The sequence below is a fragment of the Streptomyces sp. NPDC006207 genome, assembly GCF_040613835.1.
Lineage (GTDB): Bacteria > Actinomycetota > Actinomycetes > Streptomycetales > Streptomycetaceae > Actinacidiphila.
Window position 1 is genome coordinate 15738 of the sequence record NZ_JBEXSX010000086.1, and the last position, 17029, is coordinate 32766.

Sequence of the window (17029 nt, forward strand, 5' to 3'; positions counted from 1 at the left end):
GCGATACGTGATGACAGTGAGTGCGGTCAAAGTCATTTACGATCTCCCGGTCACCGGGCACTCTGGAGAGGGCCCCGTCCAGCACCGATGAGGAAGCCCATGCGCCGCCTGCGTTACCCGTCCTGGCTCCCCGTGGACCCGTACATCGCGGCGCTCCTCGGCACCGTGCTCCTCGCGGCGCTGCTGCCCGCCAGAGGCGCCGGCGCCCACCTCGCGGGCGGGGCGTCCACCGGAGCGGTGGGGCTGCTCTTCTTCCTCTACGGCGTGCGCCTGTCCACCCGCGAGGCGATGGACGGACTGCGCCACTGGCGCCTGCACGGCACCGTCCTGGCCGCCACCTTCCTCGTCTTCCCGCTGCTCGGCCTGGCCTCCGGCGGACTCGTGCCGTACCTGCTGACGCCCGAGCTCCACACCGGCCTGCTCTTCCTGTGCCTGGTGCCCTCGACCATCCAGTCCTCGATCGCCTTCACCTCCGTCGCCCGCGGCAACGTGGCCGCCGCCATCTGCGCCGGCTCCTTCTCCAGCCTCGCCGGGCTCGTGCTCACCCCGCTGCTGGCCGCGCTGCTGCTCGGGGGGAGCGGCGGGGGCTTCACGGCGGAAGCGGTGCTCGGCATCGTGCTGCAGCTGCTGGCGCCCTTCGTGGCGGGTCAGCTGCTGCGCCGCTGGATCAGCGGCTTCGTCACCCGTCACAAGAAGGTGCTCGGCCTGGTCGACCGGGGGTCGATCCTGCTGGTCGTCTACGCCGCGTTCAGCGAGGGCGTGGTGCGCGGCATCTGGCACCAGGTCACGCCCCTGCGCCTGCTCGGGCTGCTGCTGGCCGAAGCCCTGCTGCTGGCCGCGATGCTCGCCGTCACCTCGTACGGCTCGCGCAGGCTCGGCTTCCCCCGCGCGGACCGGGTGACCATCGTCTTCGCCGGGTCGAAGAAGAGCCTGGCGGCCGGACTGCCCATGGCCTCCGTGCTGTTCGGGCCCCAGGCCGGGCTGATGGTGCTGCCGCTGATGCTCTTCCACCAGATGCAACTGATGGTGTGCGCGGTCCTCGCCAAGCGGTGGGCCCGGCAGGCGGAGGCGGCCGCGCCCGCCGCCGTCCCGGCCGCCACCGCACGGCCGCGGGAGGTCGTGGCCGGCCGGAGGTGAGCCCGGCCCGCCGAGGCGGCGTGCCCGCTCAGCGCAGGGCGTCGACCACCAGGACCGCCACCGCCATCGCCAGGAACAGCGCGTACGCGGCCAGGGCACGCCCCCGGTGACCGGAGCGCAGCTGGCACAGCAGCACCCAGGCGAAGATCCCCGCCGCCAGCGCGGCTCCGGCCACGCCGACGGGAGGGTGCCACAGCCCCACCAGGACCGCGACGGCGCCGAGCGTGTGCAGTGTGCCGAGCAGGGTGACCACCCACAGGCGCCGCCCCTCCAGGACACCCAGCCGGGTCAGCTCGTCGAGCCGTTCCAGGCCGGGCCGCGCACGGATGAGCTGGGCGACCGCGGAGGGGACGACTTCCAGCAGCAGGAGGACGGTCGACACGACGGCGAGTGCGAACACCCGGACAGTCTGCCGTACGTTCGAAAACCCTCAGTCCCCGCGGCAGATGACGAAGTCCGGGTAGGCGTGGCGTCCCGGCCGGTCGCCGATCTCCTCGACGGCCCGCCGGACCTCGCGGAGCTGGTCGACGGTCATCTCCAGCGGCGGCTCGTCGGGCTGGTGGGTGGTGCGGACGGGGTAGTCCACGCCCGGCTCGCGGGTCATCTCGATGTGGCAGCCCAGCACATGGGTGACCGGGCGCTCCCCGGCGAAGGCGACCAGCCGGTCGAGGGTGCGCCGGAAGGCGGCCCAGTCCTCGACGTACAGCCGGCCCGGGTAGACCGTGTCGCCGGTGAACAGGAAACCGGTCGCCGGGTCGTAGTAGGTGACGGCCGAGGCGTGGTGGCCGGGCGTGGCAAGGCACTCCAGGACCCGCCCCCCGAGGTCCAGGCGCGCCACGCGGTCGGGGTCCTGGGTGAAGCCGAGGAAGTCCCAGGCGCCGTCGCGGTCCGCCGGTACCACGACCGTGTCCGGGCGGCCGGCGAACTGCGCGTCGCCGGCGACGTGGTCGCCGTGGGCGTGGGTGTGCAGCACGAGCAGCTCGTAGCCGGGACGCTGCAGGGCGGGCGGCCGCAGTTCGAACAGCTCGTCCACGACCTCCCGCAGCGGGAAGAACTCCTCCTCCGGCGTGGCCCCGGTGTCCAGGAGCACCGCGCGGTCGTCCCCGAAGAGCAGGAAGAGGAACGGCGCCTCGTAGTGGACCGCCTTGTTCTGCCGCAGGACGAAGGTGCGTTCGTCGTACTCGAACACCTGGATGTCGGGATCGGTGTTGTGCTTGGCCGATGCCGACCCGTGGATCCAGCGCACGTCGAGCGGCTCCGGCGCCGGAGGGGCGGATGCGTTCATGACCTCTTCTCCTGCCGGGAGTCGTGGCGCCGGCCGGACCGGCCCGCGGGTGCGCCCCGCCGGGCGGCGCGGGCACCGTTTTGTGCGTCCCACCGGTCGGGAGGGACACTGTCCACGTGACCTCACAGGCAACAGTGGCGATGTTCATCCAGCCTATCGGCGTCCTCGCCCCGGACCGCGAGGCCGGGTGCGCGGCCGGCGGCGACACCGAGGCCATCGAGAAGGAGGTGGCCCCCTGATGGCTCCGCGCCTCGTGCTCGTGCGGCACGGCCAGACCGAGTGGTCCAAGAGCGGCCAGCACACCGGCAGGACCGACATCCCGCTCACCGAGGAGGGCCGGGAGGCCGCGCGCCTGCTGGGCAAGCGCCTGGCCCGCGCCCCCTGGCACGACTTCCCCGGCGCCCGGGTCCGCACCAGCCCCCTCCAGCGGGCCCGCGACACCTGCGAACTCGCCGGGTTCGGCGACCGGGCGCGGACCTGGGACGCGCTGCGGGAGTGGGACTACGGCGAGTACGAGGGCCGTACGTCGCCGGAGATCCGGGAGGAACGCCCCGGCTGGGTGATCTGGCGCGACGGTGTCGTCGGCGGCGAGACCTCGTGGCAGGTCGCCAACCGCGCGGACGAGGTGGTGGCCTGGGCCAAGGAGGAGGACAGCGACGCGGTCGTCTTCGCCCACGGCCACTTCCTGCGCACCCTGGCGGCCCGCTGGCTGCGGCTCGACCCGATGCGCGGCATGGTGCTGAGCCTGGCCCCGGCCTCGCTGTCGGTCCTCGGCTGGGAGTACGGCGACCCCGCGATCACCCTCTGGAACGACACCGCCCACCTGCAGTGACGCGCTGACCCGCGGGGCGCCCGGCGGGTTCAGCGGGCCCAGGGCGGGCTGATCCGCGACCCGTCGGCGAGCACCGCCTCCAGACCGACGCCGGTGGTCACCCAGACGGAGGCGGGGCCCTCGCCCGGGTTCTCCAGGGCCAGGCGGGAACCGGCGGGCGCCGTGGCGACGTCGCCGGGGGACAGGTCGTACGCCTCGCCGTCGATGGTCAGGCGCGGGCTGCCGGACAGGACGAGGAAGACCTCCTCGCGGCTGATGGTGTGCGAGGTACCGGCGGTCCCGGCCGGTACCTCACCGCGCCACGCGCACAGTTCGGTGCTGCCGGTGGCGGTGCTGGCGTACGAGACGAAGCGGACGCCGTGCAGGTCGTGGACGACGGCGTCGGCGGAACGGACGACGGGCATACGGGCTCCTGTTCCCCGATGGGCAAGCAACTTGAGCAAGTTGCTTGCCCATATGCTCAAGCTGCTTGCGCACTGTGTCAAGGTGGCCGCATGAAGGACGAAGAGGCCCTGGCCATGGCCCTGGGCGTCAACCTGCTCGCCGCCGCCGGCGCCCTCACCGCAGCCATCCACGACGGCGTCGTCGCCCGCGGCTTCGACGACCTGCGCCCCGCCCACGGCTTCGCCTTCGCCCGGATGGCGGCCGGCGGCGCGACCGTCACCGAACTCGCCGCGCACCTCGGGGTGACCCGCCAGGCGGCCGGGCAACTCGTCGACGAACTCGAGGCCAAGGGCTACGCCGAACGCCGCCCCCACCCGGACGACGCGCGGGCCCGGCTCGTCGTCCTCACCGACCGCGGCCGGGCCTGCACCCGCGCCGCCGACCAGGCCGCCGCCGACGCCGTACGCCCCTGGGCCGACGTGCTCGGCGAGGACCGGCTGCGCGCCTTGTCCGCGGACCTGGGGCGGCTCGCCCCCGGCGGCCCGGTCCGGCCGGCGTGGTAGCCGGGACCCCGGCGACGGACTTCACCGGAGACTTCGAGACCCACTTCACGGTGCCGGCGCCGCGGCCCGGGGACGAGGAGCGGATACGCCACTGGGCGGAGCGCAACGGCCTCAAGTACACCCGCATCGTGCTCGACCGGGGCGCCACCCCCGACCAGCCCATGCTGACGGTGCGCGGCCGCGGCGCCCTGCCCGCGCAGCGCGCCGCCGCCGCCCGGTGGACCGGACGGCTGCGCGCCGAAGGGATCGGCGTCGCGCGCGTGAAGATCGAGGCCGCGCCCTGGAACACCGGTGTCCCGCGCACCCGCGGGCAGGCCCGTGCCCTGCCGCCCGGCTGCTACTTCGAGCACCACGTCAAGCTCGTCATCGCCGACCCCGTCCGCCTGGACGAGGTCCGGGCGATCGCCGGGCGGCACGCCGCCCACGTCTCCCGCAACGCGCGCCGTGACCTCGGCGACCGCGGCCACGAACGCTTCGTCACCCAGCGCTGCCGCGACGTCGGGCGCCCCGAGGCGCGGCAGCGGCTCGACCGCCTCCTCGCGGACCTCACGCAGGCGGGCCTCACGGCGGTGGAGGTCGAGGAGGAGTTCGTCGTGCACGACGACCGGCCCGCCCTCGACGACGGCTGGATCGACGAGGCGCAGGCCCGGTGACCGCCCCCGCGGAGCGGGACCCGGCGGCCGCCGCCCGGAGGGCCGTCCTGGACCACCTGCTGGGCCTGGTCGCGCGGTCCCCGCTGGGTGAGTACCTCGTGTTGCGCGGCAGCATGGTGCTGCCTGCCTGGGTCGGCGCCGCCGCCCGCGAACCGGCCGACCTCGACTGGATCGTCCCGCCCTCCCTGGCGGTGCCGATCGACCCGCTCCACCCCTACCCGTACGTCGACGAGCGGGCCACCGTGCAGCAGTGGCCGGAGGCCGCCGACGGCGCCGTCCGCCCCGAGATCTGGACCGACGAGGAGTTCGGCACCGGCGGGCAGCGGGCATACGTCCCGCCCGAGGGCCTGCACTGGATCGCCGACCCGGAACCGGACGGCTCCGACGGCTCCGACGGCCCGCCCGGCGAACTGCTGGAACTGGTCCGGGCCCACCCCGACGCCGCCCCCGGCGTACGCCTCGACCCGGAGGGCGCCCGCGACGACGGCAGTTGGACCTACGCGGAGTACGACACGCCCGGCGTGCGCCTGGTCGTCCCCTGGCACGCGGACGGCCTGCCCCCGGGCGAGGTGCGCCTGGACTTCGCCCGCGACGAACGGCTCCCCGAGCCGCCCGTCCTGACCGCCGTGCCGCGCGGCGACGGCGGGCCCCCGGCCGTGGTGCTCACCGCGAGCCGTGAACTCTCCCTCGCCTGGAAGCTGCTGTGGCTGCAGGCCGACGCCGCCGCCGCGGGCCGCGCCCAGGGCAAGGACCTCTACGACGCGGTCCTTCTCGCCGAGGCGCCCGGCACCGCCCTCTCCCCGCGCCTGCTGCGCCGGGTGATGAGCCGCGAGCCCGGCCACCCGGCCTCCGCACCCCGCCTCACCGAGGTCGCCCCGCACTCCGTCGACTGGGATACCTTCCGCGCCGCCCACCCCCATGTCACCGGCACGGCCGCGGAGTGGCTCGACCGCCTGGCGCGTGCCCTGGACGGCGTTCTGACGGACGGTCGCTGACGCGCCGCGACGCACCCGGCGCGGCCCCACTCCGTGTCCGTCGCGCCGGGCGGTCGCCGGAGGCAGAAGAAAACGGCGCTCCGGCACTGCGCCCCACGGACTAGCCTCGGCGCTCGTGACTGCTGACCCCGCCCCCATACCGGCCGAGTTCGTCCGCTTCGCGGTCGCGCTGGAACCCGGCGAACTGGCCGTCGGCTACGCCTCCGGCCGCGTCACGGACGCCGACGCGCGACGGCTGGCGTTCCTGCGCCGGTGCGACCTGGGGGAGCTCGGCGGGAGGTTCGCCGCCCTGATGGAGGCGGAGCCGCAGGTGTGGCGGAAGGTCGCCGCCGACGCGGGTCCGGAGGCCGGGCGGGTCTGGGCGTACCTGGAGGGGGCACGGCGCGGGGAACCGGACGCCGCCGGGCGGGGGGAGTTCCTCGTCGGGCGGGCGGCGGCCGGGCGGGGCATGAACTGGGCGGACTCCGCTGTGCTGCTCGGGACCGACCGGCCCGAGGAGGTGGACGCGGCCTTCGCGCGCGAGGAGCCGCTGGTGGGCGTGGCGGTCATCGGGCTGGCGCTCAACCACCCGGACGCCGCCGCGATCCTGCCGCGCGTCGCCCGGGTGCTGGAGGCGCCGCATGAGGAACTGCGCCGGCAGGGCGTCGTGGCCCTGGCCCACGTCGCCCGTCTGCACGGCACCGTCGACGACCGGTGCCTGGAACTGCTGCGCGGCCTGCCGCCCGGGACCGAGGCGCATGACGACATCCTCGCGTACGTGCCGCTGCGCCGGCTGCCGTGGTGGCTGCGCCGATCCGGCTACGCGGGGCGCCTGCGGGCCATCGTCCGGCATCCCCGCATCGTCCTGAGGCGCCCCGGGAAGCGGTAGGTGTCGCGCGGACCGGGGCCCACGGGGGGCGAGGGGGCCGTCCCGCTTCGGCCGGTGGCGGCACGTGAGGGCGGTTAGCATGCCAGGAGAACGTGATCGCGGTTAAGGAGGCGGGTCCACCATGGCGGACGACGTCACGATCCCCGGCATCGACCCCACGTCCGAGCCGAGCGGCGCCGGCTGCGCCGACTGCGGTGCCGGTCAGGGACCGGGCTGGTGGCTCCACCTGCGCCGCTGCGCGCAGTGCGGGCACATCGGCTGCTGCGACTCCTCGCCCTCCCAGCACGCCACGCGGCACGCGCTCGAGGAGGGCCACCCGTTCATCACCAGCTACGAGCCCGGTGAGGACTGGTTCTGGAACGTCGAGACCGAGCAGTACTACGACGGTCCCGCGCTGTCCCCGCCGAACTCGCGCCCGGAGGGCCAGCCCTCCCCGGGCCCCGCGGGCAAGGTCCCCGAGGACTGGCAGGCGCAGTTGCACTGACGGCGCACCCCTTGGTCGGCACGGCCGCCCCCGGAGGGCACGGCCCGCGGCACGCGGCCGCTACGCGGCGCCCTCGGGCAGCCGCACCCGCGCCAGCTGCCGGGACTGGGCCACGAGCCGGCCCGACGAGTCCCAGACCTCGGCGTCCTCCTCCATGTAGCCGTCCGCGAAGTTCCGGGTGGAGTGCTTCAGCCGCAGCCACCCCGGCTCGGGCCTGGCCCGCACGTGGGCGGTCAGCTCCAGCGTGGGGGCCCAGCCCGGGACGCCGAGGTCGAAGCTGACCGGCGGCAGGCTGTCCACGGCGAGCAGCAGCATCAGCGGGTCGGGCTCGCGGCCGTCGGGCATCCGCAGCCAGCCCTGCACCATGCCGCGGCCCGAGGGGGCGCCGACCGCCCAGCCTGCGGTGTCCGGGTCCAGCCGCAGCTCGATGCGCTCCAGCATCGGGGATATCTTCAGGAACTCCGGCGGCGCCACGTCGGTCCCCACGCACTTCTCCGGCGGCGGCATCTGCGGAGGAGTGGCGGAGGTGCGCACGTCGCCCGCGTGGTCGTGGCCGTTCAGGTCGCCGTAGGTCGCCACCGCCCGCAGCCGTTCCTCGCCCTCCTGCTCCAGGGACACCATGCCGGTCGAGACGGTGCGGCCGCGGCGCAGGGTCTGCGTGCGGGCGGTCACCGGGCCCGGGCGCGACGTCGAGAGGTAGTAGGCACTGATCGAGAACGGATCCCGGTGTCCCTGCCCGTCGCCGCCCAGCTCCTCGGCGAGCGCCCGGCCGGCGAGGGCGAGCAGCAGCCCGCCGTTGACGCCCATGCCGATCCGCCACCCCTCGTGGAGTTCGGCGTCGTAGACCGAGGGCTCGCCCGGACGTGCCGTGACGGCCGTCTCGCGGTCGAATCCGTACTTCTCATGCATCGTCAGTGTTCCTTGAGGTCGAACGAGGTGAACAGCGCGTCGAGCGCTTCGTCGATGGACGCGGCGCCGGTGCCCAGGGCCAGCGAGCCCCACAGCCACAGCTGCGCCACACCGTGTAGCCCGGACCACACGGCGCCGGTGAGCGCCCGGGTGTCCGCGCCGGGCCGCCAGCCCTCCGCCTGCGCGGCGCGCACGAGCACGAGGAGGTGGTCGTCGAAGGCCGACATGCCGGCCCGGCCCAGTTCCTTGTCCCGGGGGTCCAGCAGGTCGTGCCGGAACATCAGGGTGAACATCGCCGGCCGTCCCAGCGCGTACGCCACGTAGCCGCGGGCCCCGGCCCGCAGCCGTGCGGCCGCCGGCGCGCCTTCGGGGCACGCCCGTACGGCCGCCTCGGCGCGCACGTTGAGTTCCCTGAACCCCACGGTGGCCACGGCCGACAGCAGCGCCGCCCGGTGCGGGAAGTGCTTCAGCGGCGCCCCGTGCGACACGTTGGCGCGCCGAGCGATGGCCCGCAGGGTCAGCCCCTCGACGCCGTCGTCGTCCAGGACGGCGAGGGCGGCGTCGAGCAGGCGCGCGCGGGGAGCGGTGGTCATGGTGGACAGTGTCCACCTCGAGGTGGACAGTGTCTACCTCGGGTCCTCGGATACGGCGGGACCGGCCGGCGCAGGGGGCGCACCTCGCCGGCCGGTCCCGCACGCGTGTACGCGTGCTGGGACGGGTCAGACCCGCCCGGCCGTCGGCGCGGGCAGGGCGATCCGCTCTTCGCCCGCGTACACGTTCATGGAGGTGCCCCGCAGGAAGCCGACGAGCGTGAGGCCGGACTCGGCGGCGAGGTCGACGGCGAGGGAGGACGGGGCCGAGACGGCGGCGAGCACCGGGATGCCGGCCATCACGGCCTTCTGGGCGAGTTCGAACGAGGCCCGCCCCGAGACCATCAGGATCTTCCCGGCCAGCGGCAGCAGGCCCTGCTGGAGGGCGCGGCCCACGAGCTTGTCCACGGCGTTGTGGCGGCCCACGTCCTCGCGGACGTCGAGCAGTTCGCCCTCGGACGTGAAGAGCGCGGCCGCGTGCAGTCCGCCGGTCCGGTCGAAGACCCGCTGCGCGGCGCGCAGCCGGTCGGGGAGCGCGGACAGCAGCGCGGGTTCGAGCCGCAGCGGCGAGGCGTCGGCGATGGCCCAGCGGGCCGTGGTGCGTACGGCGTCGAGGCTGGCCTTCCCGCACAGGCCGCAGGAGGACGTCGTGTAGACGTTGCGCTCCAGCGTGATGTCGGGGACGGGGACGCCGGGGGCGAGACGTACGTCGACGACGTTGTAGGTGTTGGACCCGTCGACGGTCGCGCCCGCGCAGTACACGATGTTCGCCAGTTCGTCCGCGCTCCCGAGCACGCCCTCGCTGACCAGGAAGCCGGCCGCGAGGGCGAAGTCGTCCCCGGGGGTGCGCATGGTGATCGCGAGTGGCTTGCCGTTGAGCCGGATCTCCAGCGGCTCCTCCGCGACCAGGGTGTCCGCCCGGTGGTCGACCGCTCCGTCCCTGATCCTCAGTACCCGACGCCGTTCGGTGACCCGTCCCATGTCGATCAGTCCCGGTTCTGTACGTGCTGGAAGCCGTATCGGCCCTTGATACAGAGGTTGCCACGGTGACCGCGCCGTCGTGCGGCGAGATCACCTCGACGAGTCCGCCGGCCCTGGGTTCTCAGCCCCGGACGAATACTGTGTACAGTATTCGTCTCCATGGGGTCAAGGGGTCGTAAAGGCGGTCCCGGCCGACGTTCCGGCGGAGGGGAGTTCCGTTCCGCCGAGGGGAGTTCACGGGGAGAAGGGCAGGTCCACGAAAGCGGCGACGACGAGGTACAGCCCCACGGCGAGCAGCGAGAGCCCGGCGACGCAGAACAAGACCGCCAGCCCCGCGGGCTCGGACCACGTGCGCGTCGTCCGCTCGGGGTTGCGCGGGTCGTAGGTGATCTCCGCCCGCAGCGGGTCGCCGTCCACGTCGTTGCCCTCGCCGAGGTGCTCCCGGGGCACGCCCTCGAGGTCGGTGAAACGGTAGACGGGTTCGCGGCCGCCGTGCCGCTGCCTGCGGTCGAAGGTGGCGACCACCGTGATGCCGCGCCGGCGCAGGATCCGTGCGTCCCGCGCGGACCCCCATGCCCCGTGGAGCAAGCCCCCGGCGGCCAGCAGGGGAGCGGCGCCCAGCGCCCACTTCGCGACGGCCGCGCCGTCCCCGGTGACGGCCAGCCAGACCAGCACGGCGAGGTAGGCCAGGGCGCCGCCGGCCCCCGGGGCGTAGGTCCAGAAGCCGTCCGGCGCCCCGTCGTCAGGTCTCGCCCCGTCCTTCGCGGGGGGCGGCACGGACAGGACCTCGACGAGCGTGCCGCCGTCCTCCCGCGGCTCGTCGGCGTCGCGGGGCGGGAGCACGGAGTTGACGGCGGCGGCGAAGGCCGCGACCGCCTCGGCGCTGTGGTGCGTCAGTGCGTGGACCCTCGCGGGCCCTCGCGCCGCGGTGAGGACGATCTCCACCGTACGGCCGTGCCGCCCGGCGGCACGGACCTCCTCGATCGCGGCCGGCGGGATGCGCCGCCGCTCCGTCCCCTCGTCCAGCAGTACCTCGCCGGCCCGCAGACGGGCGGTCGCGCCGCCCCCTCGCAGCACCAACTCCGGTATCCCCGCGGCGGATGCGTCGCTCGTCACGGCATCACGGTAGGGGACCGGCCGGAGCCCCGGAATAGCATCGGCGTACGACGGCCGCGGACGGACGCGGCCGGGCGAGGAGGTGTGCGGTGGCCGGGGACCCGTTCTCGGTGGGCCGGGGGACGTGGTGGCGCATCGGCGTCCCGCTGGCCGCCGCGGCCCTGCTGGTCGCCCAACTGGCCTGGGGGAACGGCCCGCGGCGGGAGGCGGCGGCGGTCTCCCGGCCGGGGGAGTGCGGCAAGGGCGCCGCGCGGCAGGTCGGCGAGCCCGGCGTGACACGCGCCATGGTCATCGGGAGCTATGGCGCGGACAACCTGCCCCGGATGAAGGGCAGGCCGACCTTCAAGGTGCGCCTCACCGTCTCGCCGGGACCGGACCGGCGCCCGCTGACGCTGCGGACCCCGCTGGTCGGCGCGGTCACGGTGCAGGTGCACGCCGGGCGCGGCGGCGGCCTCCTCGCCGGCGCCCGCGGCCTCACCGCCCGGATCGACGAGGAGATGTACGGGGCCGGCCAGGCCCCTCCCGCGACCGGCACCGTCCGCGTGACGCAGGACGACGTCCTCCGGCTCGTCGTCGAACTGCCGGACGGTGCCATCTGCCCGGGAGTCACCATGGCCGACCTCATCTCCATGCGTCCCGGCGGCAACGACGCCGCCGACCTCACCGTGGTCACCGTCGTTCTCGCCGACCGCGCATCCGGCCTGCACATGGAGGCGCAGAGCGGAGTGGTTTGACGCACCGTGCCCGGGCTGGGTACAAACGTGCGACTCCACGTCCCGTACGCCGCATGGGGGGCCTTGCGCTCGTGAGCACCACGGACACCGATCAGGGCACCGAGCCGCCGGTCACCACCTGCTACCGGCATCCCAAGCGCGAGACGTACGTGCGCTGCACGCGCTGCGACCGCTCCATCTGCCCCGACTGCATGCGCGAGGCGGCGGTCGGCCACCACTGCCCGGAGTGCGTGAAGGAGGGCGGCAGGAGCGTCCGCCAGGCGCGCACCGTCTTCGGCGGCCGCGTGGCGACCTCGGGCACGCCGGTGGTGACGCAGATCCTGATCGCCCTGAACGTCGTCGCCTACCTCGGCGAACTGGTGCGCTCCGACCTCGTCGCGCGCTTCGACGCCCTGGGGCAGGGGCTGTTGGGCCCCGACGGCGTGGCGTACGTGTACGACGGCTCGGCGTACCCCGGCTTCGAGGCCGTCGGCATCGCCCACGGCGAGTGGTACCGGCTGATCACCTCGGCCTTCCTCCACCAGCCGCCGGGCCAGGGCACCTTCGGGATCCTGCACATCCTGTTCAACATGTACTCGCTGTGGACCCTCGGCCCGGCCGTCGAGGCCCAGCTGGGCCGGATCCGCTTCGTCGGGCTCTACCTGCTCTCCGCCCTCGGCGGTTCCGTGCTGGTGTACCTGATCGCCCCGCACACCGGCGCCGTCGGTGCCTCCGGCGCGATCTTCGGCCTGGGCGCGGCCTACTTCGTCCTCAGCAAGCGCCTCCACCACGACCCGGTCGGCGGGCGTCAGCTCCTCATCGGCCTGCTGGTCTGGATGGCGGTCTCCGCCGCCGTGACCTCCTGGCAGGGCCACCTCGGCGGCCTGCTCACCGGAGGTGCGGTCGGCCTCGTCCTGGCCCACGCGCCCCGCAGGCACCGCGCCTTGTGGCAGGCGGCCGGGATGGCGGCGGTGCTGCTGGTGCTGGTGACCCTGGTCGTCCTGAAGACCTCCCAGCTCACCGGCGCCGCATAGCGGGCGCCGCGCCACCGGTGTGAAGCGCGTCACGCTTGGGTGCGGTGTCCGCGCCGGGGTCCTGCGCGCGTAGACTGTAGACGAAAGCCAATCATCCCCGGGAAAGGTTGGGGCCTCGATGCTGTCCAGCGGGCTGTCGCAGGGATCCGTGCCCAAGCTCCAGCGTCCGGGGCCCCTGCGTGAGCAGGTGTACGAAGCGCTGCTCGAGCTGATCATCACCCGCTCGCTCACCCCCGGCCAGCACCTGGTGGAGACCGAACTCGCCGGCCACCTCGGCGTCTCCCGCCAACCGGTGCGCGAGGCCCTGCAACGGCTCAACACCGAGGGGTGGGTGGACCTGCGCCCGGCCCAGGGGGCCTTCGTCCACGAGCCCACCGACGAGGAGGCCGACCAACTCCTGGTCGTCCGCGCCCTGCTGGAGACGGAGGCGGCCCGCCTCGCCGCGGCCAACGCCACCACCAAGGGCCTGGAGCGGCTGGACGGGCTGTGCGAGACGGGCGAGGCGGCCGTCGCCGCCGACGACGTCGACGCGGTCGTCGCGGCGAACGCCGCCCTCCACGCCTGCGTCATGGAACTGGCCGGGAACGCGGTGCTCGCCGAACTCGCCCGGCAGGTCGAGCGGCGCGTGCGCTGGTACTACACCCCGGTGGCCCGGCAGCGCGGCATGCAGTCGTGGGTCGAGCACCGCGAGCTGATCGCGGCGATCGCCGACCGCGACGGGGAGCGCGCCCAGCAGGTCATGCGCGCCCACACCGAGCACACCAGGACCTCGTACCACCAGCGCTCCCACGAGGACTGACCCCGCCCCGCCCCGCCGGGCCCCGCGGGTTCAGAGCAGCGGCTTGCCGTCGAAGTGGCCGAGGTCCTCGCGGTACAGCTCCACGTTGACCCCGTTGGGATCGCGGATGTAGAGGCTGTCCTCCACGCCGCGGTCCGGCCCGAGGTACTCCACCCCGGCCTCGTCCAGCCGGCGCTTCGCCTCGGTGAACTGCTCGCCGGTCACCGACAGCGCCAGGTGCTGCAGTCCGCCGATCGTCTCGTGCTGCTCGGGGTGCTCGTGGCCGGGGAAGTCGAAGAACCCCAGCAGGTTGTCGTGGCCGATGTCGAAGAAGAAGTGGCTGGAGCCCGCGTAGTCCCGGTTCTCCACCAGCTCCACCAGCGGGAAGCCCAGGAACTCCTGGTAGAAGCGGACGGTCTCCTCGACGTCGCGGCAGATGAACGCGACGTGGTGCACCCCCGCCGCCCGCGTCGCCGGTCGTTCCGCCGGTTCCCGCAGGTACCTCCCGCGCAATTCCTCCCGCCGGGCCCGTACGGCCTCCAGCTGCTCGCCCTGCGGCTCGCCCATGATCGATCCCGCCTCCTTAGACCCCGCGCTTAATGCGGTGCGCCGGAAGATATACCCGATTAGCCTCCGGGCATGGTGTCCATCGACCGACTCGCGGCATTCGCCCTGGTATCTCTGGTGCTCGTGGTGATCCCCGGCCCCAGCGTCCTCTTCGTCATCGGCCGCGCGCTCGCCCACGGGCGTCGTGTCGCGCTGACCTCCGTCGCCGGCAACACGCTCGGCTCCTACGTCCTGGTGGTCGCGGTCGCCCTCGGCGTCGGCCCCGTGGTGGAGCGCTCGGCGCTGCTGTTCGCGGCCCTCAAGCTCGCCGGCGCCGCCTACCTGGTGTACCTGGGGGTCAAGGCGCTGCGGCACCGCGGGGCCCTGGCCATGGTGTCCGGGGACGCGGGGGCGGCGCGCGGCGCGCTGCGCACGCTCGGCGAGGGCTTCGTGGTCGGGGTCTCGAACCCCAAGACGATGGTGTTCTACGCGGCGGTGCTGCCGCAGTTCGTCGACCGCCCGGCCGGTCACGTCACCGTGCAGATGCTGCTGCTCGGACTGGTCTTCAACGCGATCGCCCTCGTCTCGGACAGCACCATGGGCCTGGTCGCCGCCGCGGCCCGTTCGTGGTTCGCCCGTTCCCCGCGCCGCCTGTCACTGGTCGGCGGTGCGGGCGGCCTCGCGATGATCGGCCTCGGCATCACCGTCGCCGCGACGGGACGTACCGACTGATCGGCGTCCCGCTGGTTAGGCTGGGCGGATGGACGACGGACACGCGGACGACACAGCCGCCCTGGAGCGGCTGCGCCACCTGCGCGGCAGCATCGACAACCTGGACGCGGCCCTGGTGCACCTCCTCGCGGAACGCTTCAAGGCCACCCAACAGGTGGGTGAGCTCAAGGCGGCGCACAACATGCCGCCCGCCGATCCCGGGCGCGAGGCGGAGCAGATCGCCCGGCTGCGCCGGATGGCCGAGGAGGCGCACCTCGACCCGGCCTTCGCGGAGAAGTTCCTGAAGTTCATCGTGGAAGAGGTCATCCGGCACCACAAGGCGATCGCCGCCGACCGCTCGGGCTGACGGACAGCCGCGTGGGCCCCAGCCGTGGCGTCCCACGGCTGAGGCCCACGTCATTCCGGCACGGCCCCCTACGACACGGGGGTGGTCCGGGGACGCCGCGGCGGACGGGAGGGACACCCGGTCGTCGGGCACGAGGTGCCGTGCCGGAGCCCCGGGTGCTCTCCGGCGGTCACGTCAGATCGCCTCCCTGCTGATGGGCTGCGGATTGGGCTCGATGTCCTTCTTCCTCGGACGTCCCGGCGGGGTGAGGAAGAGCGCGACGAAGCCGGCAAACAGCGAGATCGAACCCGCGAGGGTGAACGCCCCGCTGTGGCCCCAGTGGCTGACGACGAAGGCACCCATGCCGGAGCCGAGCAGACCCGAGACCAGCTTGGAGCTGTAGACCAGGCCGTAGTTGGACGCGTTGTTGTTCTCACCGAAGTAGTCGGCCGTCATCGCCGCGAACATCGGGAAGATCGCGCCGCCGCCGAACCCGGAGATGGACGAGAAGATCAGGAACAGCGGCAGGTTCTTGATGTCCGCCGACCACAGGATGCCGTACTGCGCGAGGCCGAGGACGAGGCAGACGAAGATCAGGCACTGCTTGCGCCCGTAGCGGTCGGACAGCCAGCCGATGACGCCGCGGCCCGTGCCGTTGACGATCGCCTTCAGGGACATGGCCGTGGCCACGATCCCGCCGGCGAAGCCCGCCTCCTCACCGATGTCGACCTGGAAGGCGATGCCGAAGATGTTCACGCCCGAGGTGCACAGCAGGCAGAACCACATCAGTGCGACCCGGCCGGTCCGCCACGCCTCGGCGGGGGTGTACTGCCGGACGGCGGGCGGGTTCTTCTCCATGGCACGCCGGGCCCGCGGGTCGTCGGGCACCTTCAGCGGGTCGACGTCGGCCGGCCACCAGTTCTTCGGCGGGTCCTTGAAGAAGTACCCCGCCACCGCGACGGTCGCCGCGAGGAAGACACCGACCGAGACCAGCACCCAGCGGAAGTTGGTCAGGTCCATGTAGCCGGTGAAGAGGAAGACGAACGGCACCGAGCCGTAGGCGAAGCCGCCGTTGACGAAGCCGGTCTTGCCCCCCTTCCGCTCCGGGTACCACTTGCCGACCATGTTGACGCAGGTCGCGTAGACCATGCCGGCGCCCATGCCGCTGAACATGCCGAAGCCGATGTACGCGACGACGACGTGCGGTGCGTACGCCAGCGACAGGTAGCCCAGGAAGGTGCCCAGGGCGCCGCACATCATCGCGTAGCGCGCCGGCAGCTTCCCGGACTCGCGGAGCTTGCCCGCCGGGAAGGCCACCGCGGCCTGGAAGAACACCCAGACCCCGAGCATCCAGAAGATGTGCAGGCTGCTCCACGAGTGCGCGGTGTGGAGCGTGTCCTCGGCGGACGCGAACGCGTACTCCGCCGAACTGATGCCCATCATGCCTACCCACGGCAGGATGACCATCCACTTGCGCTTCCGGCCCATGATGTCCATGTCGGACTCGCCGACGCGGAACACCCGGCCGTTGTGGTCGGTCACCTCTCGATAGGTGACGGGTGGTTGGGACGTCGATGTCGTTGACGCCATTGTCATGATTCCCCTGCCTCGAAAGAGTCTGGCCAGCGCCCCCTGGACCTGGGGCCGGCACGGGTCGGTCTCCGTGGAGACCGACCCGTGCCGGCCCCCGTGCTCTTTTCGTGCTGCGTGGCGGGCCCGGTCCGCGTGTCCACGCGGGCCCGGCCCCGTCACGGGTGGTGCGTCGGGTCAGGGCAGTCCGGCTGCCCCGGCCCACCGGTGGGCGGTGCCCAGCACCGCCACCGGCTGCTCTGTGGTGTGCGACCGTACGTCCTCGCGCCGCCTGGCGTCCGCCATCGGTCAGATCACCCCGCCGGTCCGCAACACGCCCAGCTCCTCGGCGGAGAGGCCGAGTTCGGTGGTGTAGATGTCGTGGTTGTGTTCGCCGAGGAGGGGTGAGCGGTGGATGGTGGTGGGTGAGTCGGAGAGTTTGAGGGGGTTGCCGACGGTGGTGTAGGTGCCGCGTTCGGGGTGGTCGACTTCGACGACGATGTCGTTGGCCTTGAGGCTGGCGTCGTCGATGATC

General features: G+C 73.4%; 23 protein-coding genes. 13 read left to right on the plus strand and 10 right to left on the minus strand.

What is annotated here, in order from left to right:
* Positions 1–99 precede the first annotated feature (99 nt).
* The gene (locus ABZ312_RS40690; protein WP_500439871.1) at positions 100–1137 is read left to right on the plus strand and encodes a bile acid:sodium symporter family protein; all 1038 of its coding nucleotides are present in this window, start codon (positions 100–102) and stop codon (positions 1135–1137) included.
* 28 nt (positions 1138–1165) lie between these two features.
* On the opposite strand, the gene ABZ312_RS40695 is transcribed toward ABZ312_RS40690, so the two are convergent.
* Both ABZ312_RS40695 and ABZ312_RS40700 read right to left on the minus strand, forming a co-directional pair.
* Complete coding sequence (locus ABZ312_RS40695; protein WP_500321498.1) at positions 1166–1537, minus strand: DoxX family protein; 372 nt, start codon at positions 1535–1537, stop codon at positions 1166–1168.
* A gap of 30 nt (positions 1538–1567) precedes the next feature.
* Positions 1568–2422, minus strand: a complete 855-nt coding sequence (locus ABZ312_RS40700; protein WP_500321497.1) for an MBL fold metallo-hydrolase — start codon at positions 2420–2422, stop codon at positions 1568–1570.
* A gap of 116 nt (positions 2423–2538) precedes the next feature.
* Between ABZ312_RS40700 and ABZ312_RS40705 the strand changes: the two genes are divergently transcribed.
* Complete coding sequence (locus ABZ312_RS40705; protein ID WP_500321496.1) at positions 2539–2661, plus strand: hypothetical protein; 123 nt, start codon at positions 2539–2541, stop codon at positions 2659–2661.
* The gene (locus ABZ312_RS40710; protein WP_499514905.1) at positions 2661–3254 is read left to right on the plus strand and encodes a histidine phosphatase family protein; all 594 of its coding nucleotides are present in this window, start codon (positions 2661–2663) and stop codon (positions 3252–3254) included. The genes ABZ312_RS40705 and ABZ312_RS40710 overlap by 1 nt, the downstream gene beginning before the upstream one ends.
* Positions 3255–3283: 29 nt before the next feature.
* Here the strand turns inward: ABZ312_RS40710 and ABZ312_RS40715 are convergent, their stop codons facing one another.
* Positions 3284–3658 (minus strand): cupin domain-containing protein, encoded by a 375-nt coding sequence (locus ABZ312_RS40715; RefSeq protein ID WP_500321495.1) that lies wholly within the window; start codon positions 3656–3658, stop codon positions 3284–3286.
* A gap of 90 nt (positions 3659–3748) precedes the next feature.
* On the opposite strand from ABZ312_RS40715, the gene ABZ312_RS40720 reads away from it, so the two are divergent.
* From ABZ312_RS40720 to ABZ312_RS40740, 5 genes are all read left to right on the plus strand, one after another.
* Positions 3749–4201 carry a MarR family winged helix-turn-helix transcriptional regulator gene (locus tag ABZ312_RS40720; RefSeq protein ID WP_500321494.1) on the plus strand — a complete coding sequence of 151 codons (453 nt, stop codon included), beginning with the start codon at positions 3749–3751 and terminating at the stop codon, positions 4199–4201.
* A complete protein-coding gene (locus ABZ312_RS40725) occupies positions 4195–4854 on the plus strand; it encodes a hypothetical protein (RefSeq protein ID WP_500439872.1) in 660 nt (219 codons plus the stop codon). The genes ABZ312_RS40720 and ABZ312_RS40725 overlap by 7 nt, the downstream gene beginning before the upstream one ends.
* A complete protein-coding gene (locus ABZ312_RS40730) occupies positions 4851–5849 on the plus strand; it encodes a nucleotidyl transferase AbiEii/AbiGii toxin family protein (protein WP_500321492.1) in 999 nt (332 codons plus the stop codon). The genes ABZ312_RS40725 and ABZ312_RS40730 overlap by 4 nt, the downstream gene beginning before the upstream one ends.
* Before the next feature lie 115 nt (positions 5850–5964).
* Positions 5965–6717, plus strand: coding sequence for a hypothetical protein (locus ABZ312_RS40735; RefSeq protein ID WP_500439873.1), 753 nt, complete (start codon positions 5965–5967; stop codon positions 6715–6717).
* Positions 6718–6838: 121 nt separating this feature from the next.
* Positions 6839–7201 (plus strand): UBP-type zinc finger domain-containing protein, encoded by a 363-nt coding sequence (locus tag ABZ312_RS40740; RefSeq protein WP_500321490.1) that lies wholly within the window; start codon positions 6839–6841, stop codon positions 7199–7201.
* A gap of 60 nt (positions 7202–7261) precedes the next feature.
* On the opposite strand, the gene ABZ312_RS40745 is transcribed toward ABZ312_RS40740, so the two are convergent.
* From ABZ312_RS40745 to ABZ312_RS40760, 4 genes are all read right to left on the minus strand, one after another.
* Positions 7262–8110: a thioesterase family protein gene (locus tag ABZ312_RS40745; protein ID WP_500439874.1), complete on the minus strand. Its 849-nt coding sequence runs from the start codon at positions 8108–8110 to the stop codon at positions 7262–7264.
* A gap of 2 nt (positions 8111–8112) precedes the next feature.
* Complete coding sequence (locus tag ABZ312_RS40750) at positions 8113–8703, minus strand: TetR/AcrR family transcriptional regulator (protein WP_499514913.1); 591 nt, start codon at positions 8701–8703, stop codon at positions 8113–8115.
* A 126-nt stretch (positions 8704–8829) separates the two neighbouring features.
* Complete coding sequence (fdhD, locus tag ABZ312_RS40755; RefSeq protein ID WP_500321488.1) at positions 8830–9681, minus strand: formate dehydrogenase accessory sulfurtransferase FdhD; 852 nt, start codon at positions 9679–9681, stop codon at positions 8830–8832.
* A 234-nt stretch (positions 9682–9915) separates the two neighbouring features.
* A complete protein-coding gene (locus ABZ312_RS40760; protein WP_500359080.1) occupies positions 9916–10797 on the minus strand; it encodes a hypothetical protein in 882 nt (293 codons plus the stop codon).
* A gap of 89 nt (positions 10798–10886) precedes the next feature.
* On the opposite strand from ABZ312_RS40760, the gene ABZ312_RS40765 reads away from it, so the two are divergent.
* The 3 genes from ABZ312_RS40765 to ABZ312_RS40775 all read left to right on the plus strand — a co-directional run bounded on the left by ABZ312_RS40765 (position 10887) and on the right by ABZ312_RS40775 (position 13343).
* Positions 10887–11531, plus strand: a complete 645-nt coding sequence (locus ABZ312_RS40765) for a hypothetical protein (RefSeq protein ID WP_500321486.1) — start codon at positions 10887–10889, stop codon at positions 11529–11531.
* Positions 11532–11584: 53 nt separating this feature from the next.
* The gene (locus ABZ312_RS40770; RefSeq protein ID WP_500321485.1) at positions 11585–12544 is read left to right on the plus strand and encodes a rhomboid family intramembrane serine protease; all 960 of its coding nucleotides are present in this window, start codon (positions 11585–11587) and stop codon (positions 12542–12544) included.
* Between the two features lie 118 nt (positions 12545–12662).
* Positions 12663–13343 carry a GntR family transcriptional regulator gene (locus tag ABZ312_RS40775; protein ID WP_499514919.1) on the plus strand — a complete coding sequence of 227 codons (681 nt, stop codon included), beginning with the start codon at positions 12663–12665 and terminating at the stop codon, positions 13341–13343.
* A 30-nt stretch (positions 13344–13373) separates the two neighbouring features.
* On the opposite strand, the gene ABZ312_RS40780 is transcribed toward ABZ312_RS40775, so the two are convergent.
* A complete protein-coding gene (locus tag ABZ312_RS40780) occupies positions 13374–13889 on the minus strand; it encodes a VOC family protein (RefSeq protein WP_499514920.1) in 516 nt (171 codons plus the stop codon).
* A 72-nt stretch (positions 13890–13961) separates the two neighbouring features.
* Here ABZ312_RS40780 and ABZ312_RS40785 point away from each other — a divergent pair, with 72 nt between their 5' ends.
* Together ABZ312_RS40785 and ABZ312_RS40790 are read left to right on the plus strand one after the other, a co-directional pair.
* The gene (locus ABZ312_RS40785) at positions 13962–14600 is read left to right on the plus strand and encodes a LysE family translocator (protein ID WP_500439875.1); all 639 of its coding nucleotides are present in this window, start codon (positions 13962–13964) and stop codon (positions 14598–14600) included.
* Positions 14601–14628: 28 nt separating this feature from the next.
* A complete protein-coding gene (locus ABZ312_RS40790; protein WP_499514922.1) occupies positions 14629–14946 on the plus strand; it encodes a chorismate mutase in 318 nt (105 codons plus the stop codon).
* 174 nt (positions 14947–15120) lie between these two features.
* Here the strand turns inward: ABZ312_RS40790 and ABZ312_RS40795 are convergent, their stop codons facing one another.
* Together ABZ312_RS40795 and ABZ312_RS40800 are read right to left on the minus strand one after the other, a co-directional pair.
* A complete protein-coding gene (locus ABZ312_RS40795; RefSeq protein WP_500321483.1) occupies positions 15121–16515 on the minus strand; it encodes an OFA family MFS transporter in 1395 nt (464 codons plus the stop codon).
* A gap of 288 nt (positions 16516–16803) precedes the next feature.
* The coding region (locus tag ABZ312_RS40800) for a CoA transferase (protein WP_500439876.1) at positions 16804–17029 on the minus strand (226 nt) is incomplete at its 5' end.